The 17,352-nt window shown below is 73.9% G+C and carries 20 protein-coding genes; 13 read left to right on the top strand and 7 right to left on the bottom strand.

All coding sequences use genetic code 11. The features are described from left to right. The first annotated feature begins 26 nt into the window (after window positions 1-26). Window positions 27-839, top strand: coding sequence for a PHP domain-containing protein (locus tag OG218_RS12980; protein ID WP_442906498.1), 813 nt, complete (start codon window positions 27-29; stop codon window positions 837-839). Then, a complete protein-coding gene (locus OG218_RS12985; protein WP_328293641.1) occupies window positions 836-1,327 on the top strand; it encodes a hypothetical protein in 492 nt (163 codons plus the stop codon). The genes OG218_RS12980 and OG218_RS12985 overlap by 4 nt, the downstream gene beginning before the upstream one ends. A gap of 2 nt (window positions 1,328-1,329) precedes the next feature. Here the strand turns inward: OG218_RS12985 and OG218_RS12990 are convergent, their stop codons facing one another. From OG218_RS12990 to OG218_RS13000, 3 genes are all read right to left on the bottom strand, one after another. Further along, window positions 1,330-1,830, bottom strand: a complete 501-nt coding sequence (locus OG218_RS12990) for a GNAT family N-acetyltransferase (RefSeq protein WP_328293642.1) — start codon at window positions 1,828-1,830, stop codon at window positions 1,330-1,332. A 4-nt stretch (window positions 1,831-1,834) separates the two neighbouring features. Then, on the bottom strand, window positions 1,835-3,829 hold the full coding sequence (locus OG218_RS12995; protein WP_328293643.1) for a SpoIIE family protein phosphatase: 1,995 nt from the start codon (window positions 3,827-3,829) through the stop codon (window positions 1,835-1,837). Between the two features lie 72 nt (window positions 3,830-3,901). Then, a complete protein-coding gene (locus OG218_RS13000) occupies window positions 3,902-4,345 on the bottom strand; it encodes a MarR family winged helix-turn-helix transcriptional regulator (RefSeq protein WP_328293644.1) in 444 nt (147 codons plus the stop codon). Window positions 4,346-4,416: 71 nt separating this feature from the next. Between OG218_RS13000 and OG218_RS13005 the strand changes: the two genes are divergently transcribed. Both OG218_RS13005 and OG218_RS13010 read left to right on the top strand, forming a co-directional pair. After that, on the top strand, window positions 4,417-6,237 hold the full coding sequence (locus OG218_RS13005; RefSeq protein WP_328293645.1) for an ABC transporter ATP-binding protein: 1,821 nt from the start codon (window positions 4,417-4,419) through the stop codon (window positions 6,235-6,237). Between the two features lie 150 nt (window positions 6,238-6,387). Beyond that, complete coding sequence (locus OG218_RS13010; RefSeq protein ID WP_328293646.1) at window positions 6,388-7,086, top strand: DJ-1/PfpI family protein; 699 nt, start codon at window positions 6,388-6,390, stop codon at window positions 7,084-7,086. A gap of 52 nt (window positions 7,087-7,138) precedes the next feature. Here the strand turns inward: OG218_RS13010 and OG218_RS13015 are convergent, their stop codons facing one another. Beyond that, the gene (locus tag OG218_RS13015) at window positions 7,139-8,371 is read right to left on the bottom strand and encodes a sensor domain-containing diguanylate cyclase (protein WP_328293647.1); all 1,233 of its coding nucleotides are present in this window, start codon (window positions 8,369-8,371) and stop codon (window positions 7,139-7,141) included. Window positions 8,372-8,470: 99 nt separating this feature from the next. Further along, a complete protein-coding gene (locus tag OG218_RS13020) occupies window positions 8,471-9,043 on the bottom strand; it encodes a TetR/AcrR family transcriptional regulator (RefSeq protein WP_328293648.1) in 573 nt (190 codons plus the stop codon). 78 nt (window positions 9,044-9,121) lie between these two features. Here OG218_RS13020 and OG218_RS13025 point away from each other — a divergent pair, with 78 nt between their 5' ends. Together OG218_RS13025 and OG218_RS13030 are read left to right on the top strand one after the other, a co-directional pair. Continuing rightward, the gene (locus tag OG218_RS13025) at window positions 9,122-10,705 is read left to right on the top strand and encodes an MFS transporter (protein ID WP_328293649.1); all 1,584 of its coding nucleotides are present in this window, start codon (window positions 9,122-9,124) and stop codon (window positions 10,703-10,705) included. Window positions 10,706-10,750: 45 nt separating this feature from the next. Beyond that, a complete protein-coding gene (locus tag OG218_RS13030) occupies window positions 10,751-11,176 on the top strand; it encodes a ChaB family protein (RefSeq protein WP_328293650.1) in 426 nt (141 codons plus the stop codon). 24 nt (window positions 11,177-11,200) lie between these two features. On the opposite strand, the gene OG218_RS13035 is transcribed toward OG218_RS13030, so the two are convergent. Next, window positions 11,201-11,785, bottom strand: coding sequence for a hypothetical protein (locus OG218_RS13035; RefSeq protein WP_328293651.1), 585 nt, complete (start codon window positions 11,783-11,785; stop codon window positions 11,201-11,203). An 18-nt stretch (window positions 11,786-11,803) separates the two neighbouring features. Between OG218_RS13035 and OG218_RS13040 the strand changes: the two genes are divergently transcribed. From OG218_RS13040 to OG218_RS13070, 7 genes are all read left to right on the top strand, one after another. Beyond that, window positions 11,804-12,412, top strand: a complete 609-nt coding sequence (locus OG218_RS13040) for a hypothetical protein (RefSeq protein WP_328293652.1) — start codon at window positions 11,804-11,806, stop codon at window positions 12,410-12,412. A 119-nt stretch (window positions 12,413-12,531) separates the two neighbouring features. After that, entirely contained in the window at window positions 12,532-13,188 is a 657-nt protein-coding gene (locus tag OG218_RS13045) for a PilZ domain-containing protein (RefSeq protein ID WP_328293653.1), read from the top strand. A gap of 123 nt (window positions 13,189-13,311) precedes the next feature. Next, the gene (locus tag OG218_RS13050; protein ID WP_328293654.1) at window positions 13,312-13,833 is read left to right on the top strand and encodes a SigE family RNA polymerase sigma factor; all 522 of its coding nucleotides are present in this window, start codon (window positions 13,312-13,314) and stop codon (window positions 13,831-13,833) included. Continuing rightward, window positions 13,830-14,633: a hypothetical protein gene (locus tag OG218_RS13055; RefSeq protein ID WP_328293655.1), complete on the top strand. Its 804-nt coding sequence runs from the start codon at window positions 13,830-13,832 to the stop codon at window positions 14,631-14,633. Before OG218_RS13050 ends, OG218_RS13055 begins: the two co-directional genes overlap by 4 nt. Window positions 14,634-14,653: 20 nt before the next feature. After that, window positions 14,654-15,346, top strand: a complete 693-nt coding sequence (locus OG218_RS13060; protein ID WP_328293656.1) for an AzlC family ABC transporter permease — start codon at window positions 14,654-14,656, stop codon at window positions 15,344-15,346. Then, entirely contained in the window at window positions 15,343-15,654 is a 312-nt protein-coding gene (locus tag OG218_RS13065; RefSeq protein WP_328293657.1) for an AzlD domain-containing protein, read from the top strand. Before OG218_RS13060 ends, OG218_RS13065 begins: the two co-directional genes overlap by 4 nt. A gap of 28 nt (window positions 15,655-15,682) precedes the next feature. Further along, window positions 15,683-16,342: a class I SAM-dependent methyltransferase gene (locus OG218_RS13070; protein WP_328293658.1), complete on the top strand. Its 660-nt coding sequence runs from the start codon at window positions 15,683-15,685 to the stop codon at window positions 16,340-16,342. Here the strand turns inward: OG218_RS13070 and OG218_RS13075 are convergent. Further along, entirely contained in the window at window positions 16,288-17,334 is a 1,047-nt protein-coding gene (locus OG218_RS13075; protein ID WP_328293659.1) for a GGDEF domain-containing protein, read from the bottom strand. The genes OG218_RS13070 and OG218_RS13075 overlap by 55 nt on opposite strands. Window positions 17,335-17,352: the final 18 nt, after the last annotated feature.

A 17,352-nucleotide genomic window follows, 5' to 3' on the forward strand; every position in this document is an offset into this window, starting at 1 on the left:
CCCACCGGGAGTCGGATGAGGAGGTGCTGCCCGCCGACGGTCACGTCCACAGCCAGTTCTCCTGGGACGCGCGGACGGTCGGGTCGATGTCGGCGACCTGCGCCCGCGCCGTCGAGATCGGGTTGCCGTCGCTCGCCTTCACCGAGCACGTCGACTTCACACCCTTCCGGGCCGGGTTCCTCGTGGACCAGCACCCCGACCTCGTCACCGACGGGATCCTGCACGCGCCGCCCTTGGACGTCGACGGGTACCTCGCCGCGATCGAGGAGTGCCGGGCCCGGTTCCCCGACCTCACGATCCTCACCGGGATGGAGGTCGGGCAACCGCACCTGCACCGTGACGAGGTCGCCGGCCTGCTGCGCCGCGGTCGCTTCGACCGGGTCGTCGGCTCGCTGCACTGCCTGCCCGACGGGGACTCCCACGCCGAACCCTGGTTGCTGTTCGAGCACCGGGAGCCGGTCGAGGTGTTCCGCGAGTACCTCGCCGAGATCCCGCGGATGGTCGCGGGGTCGGACGCGTTCGCGACGTTCGCGCACATCGACTACCCGGTGCGCAGCTGGCCCGGGGCGTTCGACCCGCGGGAGTTCGAGGAGGGACTTCGGACTGCCCTGCGGTCCCTCGCCGCAGGGGGACGGGCCCTGGAACTCAACACGAGGTTGCCGCTGCACCGCACGATCCTGGGCTGGTGGCCGGAGGAGGGTGGGCGGCTGCTGACCTTCGGCAGCGACGCCCACGTCCCCGAGGCGGTCGGAACGGGTTTCGCCGCGGCCGCGGACGCCGCGGGGGCGGCCGGTTTCGTCCCGGCGTCGCGGATCGAGGACCCGTGGGTCCTGGGGTGACCCCGTGGTGGGAGGACGTGCACGGCGACCCGTGCCGGGAGTGCGGGACGTCCTGGGTCGTGCCGTTCGAGGTCGCCGTCGAGCACATCGCCGGAGTTCCGGAACGATTGGCGGAACTGCTCCCCCGCGCCGGGCCGCCGGCCGACGGGTGGTCGGCCACGGAGTACGTCGTGCACACCGCCGACACGTTGCGCTCGTGGGCCGAACGCCTGGCGGCCGCCCTCGCGGGGGACGCGCGGGTCCCTGCGGGGCACGACGCCGACGACCTCGCGCGGGCCCGCCGGTACGGGTCCTTCGACGCGGGCGCCGCGCTGTGGACGGTGCGGCGGGCGACCGCCGACTGGTGCGACGTGGTCGTCGCGGCGCAGGCCGCCGGAGTTCTCGTCCGCCACGCCTCGCGGGGTTCCCTCACCGCGCACGACGTCGCGCTGCGGAACCGGCACGGCGTCCTGCACCACGTCCGGGACGTGGAGGCGCTCGTCCGCTGAGGTCAGCGTTCCCGGACCAGCACGAGGACCTCCCGGAGCCCGCCGCCGATCTCGTGCCGGGTCCTCCCCTCCCGGCGGAACCCGACCCGTTCCGCCACTCGGATCGACGCGGAGTTCCAGGGTTCGACGTGGGCGAGCAGTCGGCGAGCCGCGGGGAGGTTCCCCGCGAACTCCACGAGCAGCGCCAACGCCTCGGTCGCCACTCCCCGTCCACGGGCCGAGGGGACCACCCCGTACCCGACGGTGAAGACCCCGGGGGAATCCGTGAACCACAGTCCGGCCGAGCCGAGGGCCCGGTCGGAGGAGACGTCCGCGATCGCGAACGACCACCCGATCCCCTCGGCCAGCCGCCCCTGCTGGCGCTCGACCCACGCCCGGGCCTGCGCCTCGTCGGCGTTCGCGGGCAACGAACCGGTCAGCGGGACGTAGGGGTCGCTCGAGAGTTCCACCGCCATCGCGGCGTCGTCGAGGCGGAACCCGCGCAGGACGACCCCGGGGTCCACGCGGTCAGCGGATCCGGACGGCGACGAGGGCGACGTCGTCCTCGGGGTGGGCGGGGAGCAGTTCGCGCAGCAGCACGTCGCACAGCTCCTCCAGACCCAGGTCGACGTGACGGGAGACCGCTTCGAGGAGGCGGGCGGTGCCGACCTCGACGGACTGGTCGCGGCGTTCGACGAGGCCGTCGGTGTGGAACAGGATCGTGTCGCCGCTGCGGAGCAGGAGTTCACCGTCGTGGCGGGCGGTGGCGGGGTCGATGCCGAGCAGCAGGTCGGGGCCGTCGCGGCCGTCGGCGACGACGAGGGGCACCACGACGCCACCGGCGCGCAGCATCACGGGGCTGGGGTGACCGGCGCTGGAGAACTCCAGGAACACCCCGTCGCGTCGGGGTTCGAGCCGTCCGACGAGGGCCGTGGCCAGGGTTTCGACCCCGAGGCCCTCGATCGCCGCGTCCAGCCGCGAGAGCAGCCCGGACGGTCCGTCGGGAGCCGCGAAGGCGATGCCGCGCAACAGGTTGCGCAACTGGCCCATCGCGGCGGCGGCCCCGATGTCGTGGCCGACGACGTCCCCGATGACCAACGTCGTCGCCCCGTCGGGTTGGGGGAACGCGTCGTACCAGTCGCCGCCGACCTGCGCGGCCTGGGCGGCGGGCAGGTAGCGGACGGCGGTCTGCCAGTGCGGGGACTGCGCGGGCGGGGTGAGGAGGTCCCGTTGCAGGCCTTCGGCGATGCGCTGCTGCTGACCGTAGAGACGGGCGTTGTCCAGGGCCAGCGCCGCGCGTTCGGCGACCCCGGAGGCCGTGGCGACGTCCTCGGAGTCGAAACCCCGTCGCTGCCGGCCCCGGGCGAGGGTGACCAGGCCGACGGTCCGGCCGCGGGCCCGCAACGGCAGCACGATCGCCGACCGCGGGTCCAGCGCCCGGGCGTGGTCCTGCGCCTCACCGGGGCCGAGGACGGCGCAGATCGCGTCGACCGCGGGTTCGGGCAGCACCACGGGGCGGCCGCTGCGGATGGCGTCCTGCACGTAGGACGTGCCCTCGGCACCGCGCAGCGACCGCAACCGGGTGCGCGCGTAGTCCTCGATGAGCCCCTGCCGGGCGGGGTCGACGTGCTGGGTCCCGACGTCGCGCAGCTCACCGTTCTCGTCGACGAGGGTGACGATGCACCAGTCCCCCAGCACCGGGACGAGGACCCCGGAGAGCCGCGCGACGGCCGTCTCCGCGTCCAGCGTCCCGGACAGGTGCGCACCGACGCCGGCGAGGAGCTGCACCTGCAGCGCAGCGCGTTCCGCGGCCTCCTCGGCGGCACGACGGGCCGCGGCGGGCAGCAGCAGGACGCTGGTCCCGGCCCCGTCGGGCCAGGCGCGCAGCTCGCACCACACGGCCAGCGGGTCGGGGTGCAGGAGCTCCAGGCTCGCGGAGTTCCCCGTGCGCGCGACCTCGAGGAGGACGGCGTCGAGTTGGGAACCGGCCGAGAGCGGGAAGACGTCCCCGAAGTTCCGCCCGAGCAGTTCCGAGCGCGGTCGCCCGATCAGCCGTTCGGCCTCGGCGTTGAGGTGGCGCAGGACGCGGTCGCCGTCGAGGGCGTAGTAGGCGGCGGGCAGGGACTCGAGGGCGCTCGCGAGACCGAGGACGTGGTCGCGGGTGGTGTCGTAGGCGACACCGAGCAACCGTTGCGGGACACCACCCTCGACCAGGACGCGCGCGCGGACCCCCATCCAGCCGAGGCTCCCGTCGCGACGACGGAACCGGAACTCGTGGTGGAGCGGCTCACCGGTGCGCACGGCGGTGGTGACGGCGTCGCGGAACTCGACGAGGTCGCCGGCGACGACGACGTCCTGCAGCCGGGCCTCGTAGCCCCGGGCCGTGGTGTCCTCGGGGTGCTCGAACAACGCGGCGAGGGCGTCGTCGGCCACGAGCCGGGCCGCGCCGAGGTCGTACTCGAACGACGCGACTCCCGCGGCCTCCATGGCCAGGTCGAGACGGACGCGGGTCGGGTCCAGCACGGGCGTCGTACCTCCCTCACGGTTCGCGTGACCTGCCGACTGTACTGGCCGGACGGGCTCCTCCCGGGGTCCTCACGCGGACCCGGGCTCCTCGCCCAGCGCCTCCTCGACCCGCCGGAGCAGCTGCAGCAGCGAACGGCGGTCCGGGGGTTCGAGGACCGCGAAGGCCCGGGCCGCGCTGTCCCGCGAGCGCCGGCCCAGCTCCTCGAGGACCCCGGTGCCCGCGGGGGTCAGTTCCAGCAGCAGCGAGCGACGGTTCCCGGGGTCGGTGGCGCGGCGCAGCAGGCCGGCCTCCTCGAGCGGGTCGACGAGGTCGGTGAGCGAACGCGGCGCGATGTGCAGGCGGGCGGCGACCTCGCCCATCCGGGGCGGGGTGGCGCAGCGGCCGACGACGCGCAGGACCCGGCCCTGGGCGGGGGTGATGGCGAGGTCCTCGACGTCGCCGTGGCTGCGTCGGCGCAGGCGCCACTGCACGGAGCGCAGCGTCTCGAGGAGTTCGCCGTCCAGGTCGTCCACGTCGACACCCTACCGGATCGTGAGGTAGCCTCATCGTGAGGTATCCACACGATCTGTTTGGAGGTGGGCCCGTGCGCGGAGATCCCAACCGCGATCCCTTCCGGCCCGGCAAGGCCGACACGTCCGACCCGGGCCGCCCCCAGCGCGACGAGGTGCGCCGGGTCCTGCGGCTCTTCCACCCGCACCGCCGGACGCTGGCCGTCGTCGGCGTTCTCATCGTCTTCTCCGCCGTCACCGGCGTCGCGTCACCGTTCCTCATCCGCGAGGTCGTCGACGTCGCCCTGCCGGACGGGAACCTGCACCTGCTGGCCTGGCTCGCGGCCGGGCTCATCGGCATCGTCGCGGTCAGCACCGCGCTCGACGTCGTGCAGGGACTGCTCACCACCCGGGTCGGGCAGGCCGTCATGCACGGTCTGCGGACCGCGCTCTACACGCACCTGCAGCGCATGTCGCTGGGGTTCTTCGCCCGCACCCGCACCGGTGAGGTCCAGTCGCGCATCGCCAACGACATCGGCGCGATGCAGACCGTCGTCACCTCCACGGGCGCGGACCTCGTCCAGAACCTCGCGACCGTCGTCGTCACCGTCGTCGCGATGCTCGCGCTGGACTGGCGGCTCGCGCTGTTCTCGTTCTGCGTGCTGCCCTTCTCGGTGTGGCTGAACCGCCGCGTCGGTCGGTTGCGCCGACGCATCACGGCCCGACGCCAGCGCCAGCTCGCGGAGATGTCGGCCACCGTCGAGGAGACGTTGTCGATCTCCGGGATCCTGCTGACCCGCACGACCGGGCGCACCCCCGAGGTCGTCGAACGGTTCACCCGGCAGTCCGACGAGGTCGCCGCCCTCGAGGTGGGGTCGGAGATGGCCGGCCGCTGGCAGTGGTCGCTCATCACCCTGACCATGGCGGCCGTCCCCGCCCTCACCTACCTCCTCGGCGGCTGGATCCGGGGAACGGGCACGGCCCTGAGCATCGGGACCCTCGTCGCCCTCGTCACGTTGCAGGGGCAGCTGTTCCGGCCGCTGGGGGCGCTGCTGCGGATCGTCGTGCGCCTGCACGCCTCGATGGCGTTGTTCGCGCGGGTCTTCGAGTACCTGGACACCCCGCCCGAGGTCGTCGAACGTCCCGACGCCGTCGCCCTCGAGGACCCCCGCGGGCACGTGCGGTTCTCCGACGTCACCTTCGCCTACCCCGGCGCCGAGACCGACACCGTGACCGGGATCGACCTGGACGTGCCGGCGGGTTCCTCGCTGGCCGTCGTCGGCGCGACCGGTTCGGGGAAGACGACGCTCGGGTACCTGCTGTCGCGGTTGTACGACGTCGGCTCCGGCGCGGTGACGATCGACGGTCACGACGTCCGGGAACTCACCGCGCGCTCGCTGTCCGACACCGTCGGCGTCGTCACCCAGGAGACGTTCCTGCTGCACGCCAGCGTCGCCGACAACCTGCGCTTCGCGAAGCCCGACGCGACCGACGACGAGCTGCGGAACGCGGCCCGGATCGCCCAGGTCGACGACGTCATCAGCGCGCTGCCGCAGGGCTACGACACCGTCGTGGGGGAACGGGGGTACCGGTTCTCCGGTGGTGAGAAGCAGCGGATCGCGCTGGCCCGCACCGTGTTGCGCGACCCACCGGTGCTGCTGCTGGACGAGGCGACGTCCGCGCTGGACACCCGGACCGAGCGGGCGATGGCCGCCGCGCTGGAGCGGTTGTCGAGCGGACGCACCACCGTGACGATCGCGCACCGGCTCTCGACCGTCCGCGACGCGGACCAGATCGTGGTCCTCGACCACGGCCGCATCGTCGAACGCGGGAAGCACGCGGACCTGCTCGCCGCGGGTGGGCGCTACGCCGAACTCGTCGCCGCCGACGAGGCGCGCGCGGAACTGGTCCAGTAGGAGGTGCCCCGGGGAGCGGTCTCCCCGGCTCCGCGCCGCCCTCGTCGAGGGTGCGCACGACGCGACGTGCAGGAAGACGTGGCAGGAAATCGACCGGACACGGCGTTCCTGCCCCTCCTCCCCGCCGGCGCCGTCCACCACGCTGACCTCGTGACCTCCCCCACCCCGCGACCCGCACCCGACCTCCCGGCCACCTCGGCCGCTGGTGCCCACGCAGCGATCCGCGTGGGCATCGTGCTCTTCGACGAGGTGGAGGTGCTGGACGCCTGCGGCCCCTTCGAGGTGTTCGGCGTCGCCAACCGCCTCGCCGCCCGCGCCGGGCGACCCGCCCCCTTCGAGCTGGCCCTCATCGCCACCGGAAGGCGTGTCGACGCGCCTCCGGGAGCACGGGCCCGCGGGGGGCTGCGACTGGGCGCCGACCACCACCTCGACGACGCCCCCACCTGTGACGTGGTCCTGGTCCCCGGCGGCGTGGTGGACGACGCGGCCCGGGACCGGGAGCTGCTGGCGTGGCTGCAGCGCAGCCGCAGCCACGCCCGCGTGATCGCTTCCGTGTGCACCGGCGCCTTCGTCCTCGCGGCCGCGGGCCTGCTCGACCACCGCCCCGTCACCACCCACTGGGAGGACGTCGACGACCTGCGCGCCCGCTGGCCCCACCTGCACGTGCGGGACGACGTGCGCTTCGTCGACCACGGCGACCTGGCCACCAGCGCCGGCATCAGCGCCGCCCTCGACCTCGCCCTGCACCTGGTGGCCCGACTCGCCGGTCACGACCTGGCCGTGGCCACCGCACGCCAGATGGACTACGCCTGGCGCCGGGACCCGGACGAGACCAGCGCCTCGGCGTGAACGCACCGGGCACGGCGACGCCGGACCCGCGTTCGGCGTCGCCGTGCCCGGATCAGGAGGTGGGGCGCTTGGCCGCCGCGACGGCGTCCTCGGCCCGCTGCAACAACGAACGCACGCCGGTGTCGAAGGGTGAGCGGCACTCCAGCGGCGTGGCGCGCACGACGGCGACGGTGACGCCGACGTCGGGGTCGTCGCCGCGTCGACCGCGGGTGGGCAGCGGAGTGGGCGGGGTCCAGCCGGTGACCGCACGGGCGAGGCGGGCGGCCTCCTCCTCGTCGAGGCCGGGGAGCACGACGGCGAACTCGTCCGCGCCGAGGCGGCCGGCCGTCGCGCTCGGCGGCAGCGCGGCGCGCAGGTGCGCGGCGAAGGCGATGAGGACGGCGTCGCCGGTGGCCAGGCCGTAGGAGTCGTTGACGGCGCGGAAGCCGTCGAGGTCCGTGGCGAGCACCCAGACCGGCTCGTCGTTCTCGGCGGCGGCGGTGAGGGCCGCGGCGAGACGTTCCTGCAGCAGGCTGCGGGCGGCGACGCCGGTGAGCGAGTCGCGGTGGGTGGCCTTCGCGATCTGCGAGGCCCGGTCCCGCAGGGCCCGGGTCGCGGCGCGCAACGACTGCTCGAGCTCGCGGACCGGGGTGATGTCGCGGCTGACGAGGATCGCGCCGACGTAGCCGCCGCCGGGATCGAGGACGGCGGTCGCCGCGCTGTCGACGACGATCTCGCGGCCGCCGTGGGTCGTGAGCTGCACCTCCACGCCGTACCAGGGTTCCCCCGCGACGAGGGCCGTCCGCATCGCGTCGAGGTCACCGGGGTTCCCCACGCTGCGCGCGAGGCTGCGGGCCGAACGACCGGTCGCGTCGTGGGCCGTGACCCCGTAGAGCTTCTCGGCACCCTTGTTCAGGGACAGGACGAGACCTTCGGCGTCGATGGTGACGATCGCGTCGCTGACGTGCTCCAGCAGCCCCTCCAGGAGGCGACGGCTGACGACCCCGGCGTCGCCCGTCGAGACGCGCAGCGCGGTGTGGCGGACCTCGTCGACGTCCCAGGTGACGACGGCCCCGTGGACGAGCCGGCCGAGGGAGTCGTGCAGCTCGACGGGACCGGTGCTCGGGGGGACCTGCCCGAGGACGTCGAGCACGGGAGTGCCGAGGACCTCGCCCGCGGTGCGACCGAAGACGTTCTCGGCGGCCGTGTTCCAGCCGACGAGGAGTCCGTCGCGGTCGAGCGACCAGGTGGGGTCCGGGAAGCGGTCGAGGAAGCGGCTCGCCACGTCCCGCTGCTCGAGCTGCACCGCGTCGCCCCCTCGTGGAGTCCGTCCGTGGCCCCGAGGGGCCCTACCCCTGGAACTTCGGCGGCGGTGCGATGCGGCGCGAGGGGCTGAACGGGTGGCTCAGGCCCCGCCGTCGGCGTGTTGGCTGGACTCGACGAGCTGCTGGACGCGGGCGACGACGTCGTCGAGGTCGGGGGTGGGGATGCCCATCGAGGAGGAGGCCCAGAGGCCGTCGCCGATGCACTGCACGAGGCGCGCGAGCACGCGGTCGCCGCCGACCTGGACCTCGATGAGCTCGCGCCAGGCCTCGTTGATCGCCGCGTAGGCCGAGACCGTGCGGGTGTCGCCCTCCTGGGCCAGCCGCATGGTGGCGATGATCACCCGGCTCAGCGGGTCCACCACCTCGTCGCCCTGCAGGCCCTCGGTGGCGGAGGTGCGCACGTAGTAGACGGCGGGTCCCTCGGGGGCGGTGCGCATCTGCTCGAGGTCCTCGGCGGCCAGCTTCCGGAGCCGCTCCAGCAGACCGTCGACGAGGGCGTCCTTGGACCCGAAGTGGTAGAGCAGCCCGCCCTTGGAGACGCCGGCCGCGGCGGCGACGGCCTCCAGCGTGGCCGAGCGGGCACCGCTGCCGACGACGATCTCGGCGAAGGCGTCGACGAGGCGGTCGCGCGTCGCGGCGGGGTCACGGGCCATTCGGAGCAGGGTAAACGACTTTGCACTGTACCGTCCGGACGGTACAGTAGAAGGACCATCGACTCGAGGAACGAGAGCATGACCCCGCCCACCCAGCACTCCGCACGCCGTCCCGCCGAGCTCCCGGTGGACCCGGGCGTGCCCGCGACGACGCGGCGGCAGTGGGCGGCGCTCGCGGTGCTGGTCCTGCCCGTGCTGCTGATCTCGATCGACATGACCGTGCTGAGCTTCGCGCTGCCGGCCATCAGCGAGGCGATGGCCCCGACCGGCACCCAGCTGCTCTGGATCGTCGACGGCTACTCGCTGGCGATCGCGGGTCTGCTCGTCACGATGGGCACGCTCGGTGACCGCTACGGCGCGCGGCGGATGCTGCTCATCGGTGGCGCCGGGTTCGGCGTCGTCTCCTTCGTCGCGGCCTTCGCGGACACCGCGACGGCCCTCATCGCGGCCCGGATCGCCCTCGGCGTCTTCGGCGCGACGCTCATGCCGTCGACGTTGTCGCTGCTGCGCAGCACCTTCACCGACCGCGAGCAGCGCCGGACGGCCTTCGCCGTGTGGGCCGGCGGGTTCGCCGCCGGTGGCGCGCTGGGCCCGATCGTCGGCGGCTGGCTGCTGGAGCACTTCTGGTGGGGTTCGGTCTTCCTGCTCAACGTGCCGTTCATGGTCGCGCTGCTGGTGCTCGTGCCGCTGCTCGTCCGCGAGCGCCCCACGGCCGCCACGCACGGCCGGATCGACGTGCTGAGCGTGGTCGTCTCGATCCTGGCGCTGACCGCGCTGGTCTACGGGATCAAGACCCTCGCCGAGCACGGCGTCCAGACGACCCCGGTCGCGACGATCGCCCTGGGCGTCGGGTTGGGCGTGGTGTTCGTGCGCCGGCAGCTGACGCTGGCGGACCCGTTGCTGGACGTCGACCTGTTCCGGTTGCCGGTCTTCCGCAGCTCGGTGCTGGCCAACCTCATGAGCATCTGCGGGATGACGGGGATGCTGTTCGCGGTCTCGCAGTACCTGCAGCTGGTCCTGGGGCTGCGGCCGCTGACCGCGGGGTTGCTGCTGCTGCCGGGTGCCGTGGTGACCTTCGGGTCGGGGCTGCTCGCGGCGCGGTTGGCCCGTCGCCTGCGCCTCGACCTGCTCATCGCGACCGGTCTGCTGCTGGGGACGCTCGGCTACGTGATCATGGCGTTCCTGGGGTCGGGATCCGGTTCGGGTGCGGCGCTGCAGCTCGCCGTCGCGTTCGTGGTGCTCTGCGCGGGGGCGGGTCTGGCCGAGACGCTGACCAACGACGCGATCCTCTCCGCGGCGCCCGCGGAACGTTCCGGTGCGGCGTCGGCGATCTCGGAGACGGCCTACGAGGTCGGTGCGGTGCTCGGGACGACGGTGCTGGGCAGCGTGCTGAACTCGGTCTACCGCAGCCGGATCGAGGTGCCTGCGAGCGCGTCCGCGGAGCAGGTGTCCGCCGCGCGGGAGACCCTCGGCGGGGCGGTCGAGGTGTCGGCGGCCCTGCCCGACGGGTCGGTGCTGCTGGACTCGGCGCGGACGGCGTTCGCCCACGGTCTGGACGCGACGGCGGTGGCCGGGGCTCTGCTCACCGCGGGTGCCGCGTTGGTGGTGTGGCGTTCGCTGCGGCCGCGCGCGCACGCCGAGGTCCCCACCCTCACGCGCTGAGTCCTCGGGATGTCGGCGCGACGACCCCGTCCTACCGTCGGGACCATGCCGAAGACGACGCGATCGGGCAAGCCCGTCGAGAGCGAGTTGCCGAGCACGCTGCAGCGCTCGGACCAGAAGGCCAAGGACACGTTCGCCCAGGCCCACGACTCCGCCGAGGAGCAGTACCACGACGGCGCCCGGGCCAACCGGGTCGCGTGGGGTGCGGTCAAGCACACCCACGAGAAGGTCGGGGACCACTGGCAGACCAAGGAGGACGGCCGGAAGGGCCCGTCGGACCCGCAGTCCGAGGGGAACGTCGACACCCACCGACGCTCCTCGGGCGGGGTCGACGAGCACGCGACGAAGGAGCACCTGCTGGGGATCGCCCGCGAGCTCGACGTCCGCGGGCGGTCGTCGATGACGAAGGCCGAACTGGTGCAGGCGGTCCGGAAGGCCAACGACGCGGCGACGGCGAAGGCGCGGGACTGACCTCAGCCGGTCAGGATCCCGAGGTCAGGTGCGGCGCAGCAACGGGGCCGCGCACCGGCGGTGGGCCGCCTCGACCTCGTCGAGCTGCGCCTGGGCACGGTCGGCCAACCCGCGGACGGGGTGGGTCCAGTCGGCCCGATCGTCGGCGACGAGCTCACCGAGCAGGCGGGCGGCGACGGCACGCCGGTGCAGGCTGCCGAGCACGTCCTCCAGGGCGAGCAGACCTTCGACGACCGACTCGCGGGTCGGGTGGGTGGGGATGACGCTCGCCACCCGGTCGACGGCGGGGACGCGCTGCAGCAGGGGGCTGAGGCGGCCCGCGTAGGCGGAGAGCCAGCTGAAGCCGACGACGGCCCAGTCGGTCGAGGCACCGAGGCGCCGCATGGCGGTGCGCAGGGCGGCGCGGTCGGCGGCCACGTCACGGCGTACCCGGAGCAGGGTCGTGCGCTCGGCGATGAGCGCGTCGGAGGCGGCGGCGCGACGCAGCTGCTCGGCGACGCCGGTCACGGCGGCGAGCTGTTCGTTGAGGTAGGCGCGCAGCGCCGGATCGGCGGGACCCTGGGCCGATCGGCGACCCGCCAGCAGGGCGACGGAGGGGATCTGCAGCACAGGAGGACGCTAACCCCCATGGAGTTCCTGCGCGCCCTCCCGGTATTGCCCGTGCACGACCTCGATGCCGAGATCGCCTTCTACGAGGCCCTGATGTTCCACGTGCAACACCGCGAGGACGACTTCGTCGCCCTGCAGCGCGATGCGGTGCTGTTCGGCCTGCGCTCCGTCGAGGTGGCGGTCCCGCCGCCGGGCCTGTCCTGGCAGCTCGAGGTGGACGACGTCACGGCCGTGCTGGCGCTGGCCCTGGAGGCGGGGCTGGTCGTGGCCGAGGAACCCCAGCGACGTGGCGGCGAGTGGACGCTGCGGCTGCAGACCCCCGCTGGCTACGAGCTCGTCCTGGAGGGGCCGGCCGGCTCGCTGCTGGAACCGGACGTCCGCGCCCTGGCGCTGGCCCTCCCGGAGGTCGTCGAACTGGTCGACTCCACGGGGCGGACGGAGTTCCGCCGCGCCGGCGGGGCCTGGCTGGTGCGGTTGTCGGCGGGCGTCGCCGAGGTCCACGTGCAGGGGGTGACACGCGTCGAGCTGGCGACGGCGAGCGCCGACCACGTCGAGGAACTGCTGCGCTCGGCGTGGGAGGAGAACAGTCCCGCGCCGGTCGACCTGGGGCCCCTGAGAACGGAGTGACGGTTGTGACTCAGCGTGGCTCCGACCGGCGGTGACCTGCGACGTTCGGGTCGAGTGGGCCCTCGATGTGACGTAGCGTGCTGAGTCGGTTACACATTCGCACACAGCTGGGGGATCGCATGGACGGCGCGCAGGGCGGCATGCTCATGACCGAAGGACCGGCGGTGGACACCACGGTCACGCTCATGCCCACGACGACGACGTCCGGTGCCGCGGCCGTCTGGCACACCGGCACCGTGCGCTCCTGGACGGCGGGAGCCGCCGGCCTCGTCATCACCAGCCACGTCAGCGCGACCCCCGACACCGTCGAAGCCCTCGACGGCCAGCGCGTCTGGGTCAGCACCGACGCCGGCGACTCCGGCTCCGTCACCCCCCACGCCGTCTTCCAGGCCGTCGCCCAGGCCCACCGCGACGACGAACTCGCCCTCACCGGCGTCATGCTGCTCGCCTCCGAGACCCGACGAGGCGCCGTCCGCGCCCCCGCCTCCGTCCCCGCGCACCTGACGATGGCCGAAGGCGTCGCCGACGTCCGCACCATCGACTACTCCCGCACCGGCATGCGCATCGAAGGCGCGATGGACATGCCCGCCCACACCGACGTCGACGTCTCCCTGGAACTCGGCGACGGGTTCGAGGTGCACGCCCGCGGCGAGGTGCTGCGCGTGGACGAGGAGTCCGGCGAGGCCGTGGTGCGCTTCGTCGAGCTCGAGGAGGGCGCGGCGCAGGCGCTCGAACGCAGCGTGCTGAGCGAGCTGGCCAAGCAGTCGCGCAGCTGAGTCACCCCGCAGCGCCCGTCGGTCCCCCGGACCGGCGGGCGCTTCCGCGTCCCCGGGCGTCGGCCTGACAACCTTTCCCCCTGCTGCGGCGTCGGGGCAGTGTGATCAGGGACGAACAGGGCGGTGGACGTGCACCACGAACGTGACGACGCCTTCACCGCGTGGGCCCGGGGTGCCGTTCCGCAGCTGGAACGCATCGCCCAGCTGCTCGCCGGGGACGCGCACGCCGGTCAGGACCTCGTGCAGGACGTCCTGGAACGGATGTACCCGCGGTGGGGCCGCATCGACGACCCGGACGCCTACGCCCGGCGGTCCCTCACCCACGCCGTCACCTCCCGGTGGCGCTACCGCGCGCGTCGTCCCGAGGCGGCGTGGGACACCGACCGCGACGTGGCCGACGCCCGATCGGGGACAGCGACCGTGGAGCACCGCCTCGACCTGCTGGCCGCGCTGGCGCAACTGCCCGCCCGCCAACGGGCCGTCGTCGTCCTGCGCTACCTCGAGGACCGCACCGAGCACGACGTCGCCGACCTCCTCGACGTCAGCGTGGGCACGGTCAAGAGCCAGACCGCGCGGGCCCTGACCCGGCTCCGGTCGGCCGGACTGCTGGAGCCCGCCACCCTCAACCCCGGGAGCACGCGATGAACCAGGACCTGCTGGACCCGGACGCGTTCCGGGCCTCGCTCCGCGCCGCCGCCGGGCCGTCGTCGCCGCCCGACGACCTCATCGACCGGGCGCGCGCCGGGGCGCAGCGCCGCAGTCGTCGCCGGCGCCGGGGCGTGCTCGCCGGTGGGGTCGCGGCCGTCGTCGTCGCCGCGGGCGCGGTCCTCGCCACGTCGCCGCCCCCGCTCGACCCCGCGCCCAGCACCCGACCGACGACCCCGGCCCTCACCCCGGAGGAACGGCAGCAGCGGGCCCAAAGCGCGTACGACAGCGCGGTCGCCGCCGTGCTGCCGGGGTTCGGCGGCGCGGTCGCCCCGGCGGTCTGGGGGGACGGCAACGGACCGACGAACGGGTGGCAGGCGTCCTTCCTGGACGACATCGCGACCCCGACGACACGACTCGACCTGGAGGTGACCTCGTCGCGCGACGTTCCTCCCGGCCTGTTCCCCACCTGCGCCAGCACGGACCACGACCGCGGCCTGAGTATCGACTCCTGCTCCACGCAGCGGCTCGCGGACGGAACCCGCGTCGACAGCGGGGTCCTCACGAGCACCGTCTGGGTCGGGACCGACGGCAAGAACGACGACCACCAGGTGAGCGTCGTCTCGCCGTTCGCCACGGCCACGAGCCCGAGCGGCACTCGCGTCTCCGCGGCCGGATCCAAAGACGCCTCGATCGACACCCTCACCCTCGGGACGACGCTGTCCCCGGGCTCCCCGGTGACGGTGGAGTCGTTGCGGGCGTTGGTCTCCGACCCGCGGCTGCTGCACCTGGAGGACTGAGGGCCGGGCATCCTGGTGCCGTGAGCGACGTCGCCCCCGCGCCCCCCGACCGTCCGGCGGTCGTCCGGCAAGGCCTCTCCGTCGCCCTCGCGACCGGGCTCTACGGCGTCAGCTTCGGGGCCCTCAGCGTCACCAGCGGACTGAGCGTGCTGCAGACCTGCCTGCTCTCGCTGCTGCTGTTCAGCGGCGGGTCGCAGTTCGCGCTCGTCGGGGTGCTCGGGGGTGGCGGCAGCGTCGGGGCGGCGGTCGCGGCGTCGTCACTGCTGGGGCTGCGCAACGCGCTGTACGGGTTGCAGCTCAACCCGACGCTGCGACCGCGCGGCTGGCAGCGGATCGTCGTGCCCCAGCTGACGATCGACGAGTCCACGGCGGTCGCCGTCGCGCAGACTGCCCCCGCGCTGCGGCGGGTCGGTTTCTGGGTGACCGGGCTCGGCGTCTACGTCGGGTGGAACGTCATGACCCTCGTCGGTGCCCTGGCCGGCAACGCCCTCGGGGATCCGAAGCGCTTCGGCCTGGACGCGGCCGCGTCGGCGGCGTTCGCCGGGCTGCTCTGGCCGCGGCTGCGCGCGCGGGAACCCGTCGCGATCGCCGTCGTGGGCGCCCTGCTCACCACCGCGCTCGTCCCCGTCGTCCCGCCGGGGCTGCCGGTGATCGCGGCGGCGCTCGCGGGTTCCGTGCTCGCGTGGTGCTGGCGCGGGAAGGCTGCCGCGTGAGCGTCTGGGTGGCCGTGCTCGCGGCCGCGGCGATCGCGTTCGCCGCCAAGTTCGCCGGCTACGTCGTGCCGCCGGCGGTCCTCGAGGAACCCCGCGTGCGTCGGGTCACGGGGGTGCTGCCCGCCGCGTTGCTGGCCTCGCTCGTCGTGCTGCAGACGTTCACGACCGGACCGCACCTCGTCCTCGACGCCCGGGCCGCGGGGCTCGCCGTCGCGGTGGTCGCCCTGGTCTGCCGGGCGCCGTTCATCGTCGTCGTGGTGCTCGCCGCCGTGACCGCGGCGGGGTTGCGCGCCCTCGGGTGGGGCTGATCCGGGTGCGGCCTGGGATGGTCGGGGGGTGAACGACAGCGAAGCCATCGAGCTCTACTACGACGACTTCGCCCCGCACTACGTGCCGGGCTGGCGGTCGCTGGAGCACTACGGCCCGCTCGTCGCGGACTTCCTGCTGCGTGAGGTGACGCCGGAGTGCCGCGTCCTCGACGTCGGCTGCGGGCCGGGGCAGCTGACCCGCGACCTCGCCCCCGACGTCCACGTCACGGGTACCGACCTCTCCCCCGGCATGCTCGCGGAGGCGAACCTCGGCCGGCCCGACGGTCGCTACGAGCAGCACGACTTCCACGACCCCTTGCCCGGTTCCTGGGGACGCTTCGACGTCGTCGTCGCCGTGGGCTGCCTGGAGTTCTGCCGCGACCTGCCGGGGACGTTGGGCAACCTCGCCGACGTGTGCGCGCCCGGGGCGCGGGTGCTGGTCGGGATCGTCGAGGACCGCACCACGCCGGGCAGTTCGCGGCGCGCGTTCTCCGAGGACGGGCTGCCCGGGATCGACATGCACGCCTACGACGCCACCGCGCAGCTCGCGGCGATCACCGCGGCGGGGTTGTCGCCGTGGTCGTACCGGTTCGTGCCGGCCTGGCGCCACGACGAGTACTCCTACGTCGTGCGCTACGGGTTGTGGGAGCTGCGCGCGGACGGGACCGGAGCACTGAGGGTGTCGTAGTCGACGAGGCGTCCCTTGCCGGCCCGCTTGGCCGCGTACATCGCGGCGTCGGCGCGACCCAGGAACTCCTTGGCGTCGAGGGTGGGTGCCTGCCCCGGGAGGTGCGCCAGCCCGACGCTGACCCCGACGGTGATCGCCGTGCCGGCGATCTCGTGCCGGCCGGCCAGCACCGCCTCGGCCCGCTTCGACACCTCGCCCACGCTGAGCCCGCTCTCGACCAGCAGGGCGAACTCGTCACCGCCCAACCGGGCCAGGGTGTTCCCCGGCTGGATGATCGGCTGCCAGTGCTGCGCCAGCGCCACCAGCACCTCGTCGCCCGCGGCGTGGCCGAGGGTGTCGTTGACGCTCTTGAAGTCGTCGAGGTCGAAGAGCAGGACGGTCAGGGCCCGGCCGGTGCTGCGGTGCAGGTCCAGGGCGTGCTCGAGCCGGTCGGCGAACACCGCCCGCGTCGCCAACCCGGTCAGGTGGTCGCGGGTGGCGAGGCGACGCAGTTCGGCCTCGCGCGCGAAGGCCCGTTCGCGCAGCTTCTCGGCGACCAGGATCTGACCGAGCAGGGCCGCCAGCAGGTCCAGCAACGGCTGCAGTCCCCGTACGGTGGCCGGGTCGAGCTCTTGCGGGTGGAAGCCGCAGACGGTTCCGAAGACCTCGACGTCGGTGCGGATCGCCGCGCCCACGTAGGCGCGGACGCCCCACTCCCGGACCGCGGGCCGGTCCGCGTAGGCGGGCACGAGGAGGGTCGCCCCGGTGGAACCGGCCTCTCCCTGCGTCATCGCCTCGCACAGCGACCCCCGCCAGGGGACCCGGTCACCGTTGACCGAACCGTGGAGGTGGTCGCGGACCTCGAGGAGGACCTGTTCCTCCCCGTCGCGACGGGTGACCGCCCACATCCCCAGCGGGAGCTGCGCCTCGAGGTGCTCCAGCACCCGGGACGCGGCCTCGGCGAAGGAGAGCAGGGTCGAGGAGGCCTCCTCACCCACCGCGGTGCACGTCATGGGATCTCTTCGACCGGC

It is taken from the genome of Kineococcus sp. NBC_00420 (assembly GCF_036021035.1).
Taxonomy (GTDB): Bacteria; Actinomycetota; Actinomycetes; order Actinomycetales; family Kineococcaceae; genus Kineococcus.

Excerpts from the sequence above, each read along its gene's own strand:
- OG218_RS13055 (WP_328293655.1), top strand. The coding sequence starts at position 13,830 with ATGAACCAGGACCTGCTGGACCCGGACGCGTTCCGGGCCTCGCTCCGC.
- OG218_RS13030 (WP_328293650.1), top strand. The coding sequence starts at position 10,751 with ATGCCGAAGACGACGCGATCGGGCAAGCCCGTCGAGAGCGAGTTGCCG.
- OG218_RS13020 (WP_328293648.1), bottom strand. The coding sequence starts at position 9,043 with ATGGCCCGTGACCCCGCCGCGACGCGCGACCGCCTCGTCGACGCCTTC.
- OG218_RS13045 (WP_328293653.1), top strand. The coding sequence starts at position 12,532 with ATGGACGGCGCGCAGGGCGGCATGCTCATGACCGAAGGACCGGCGGTG.
- OG218_RS13040 (WP_328293652.1), top strand. The coding sequence starts at position 11,804 with ATGGAGTTCCTGCGCGCCCTCCCGGTATTGCCCGTGCACGACCTCGAT.
- OG218_RS13075 (WP_328293659.1), bottom strand. The coding sequence starts at position 17,334 with ATGACGTGCACCGCGGTGGGTGAGGAGGCCTCCTCGACCCTGCTCTCC.
- OG218_RS13025 (WP_328293649.1), top strand. The coding sequence starts at position 9,122 with ATGACCCCGCCCACCCAGCACTCCGCACGCCGTCCCGCCGAGCTCCCG.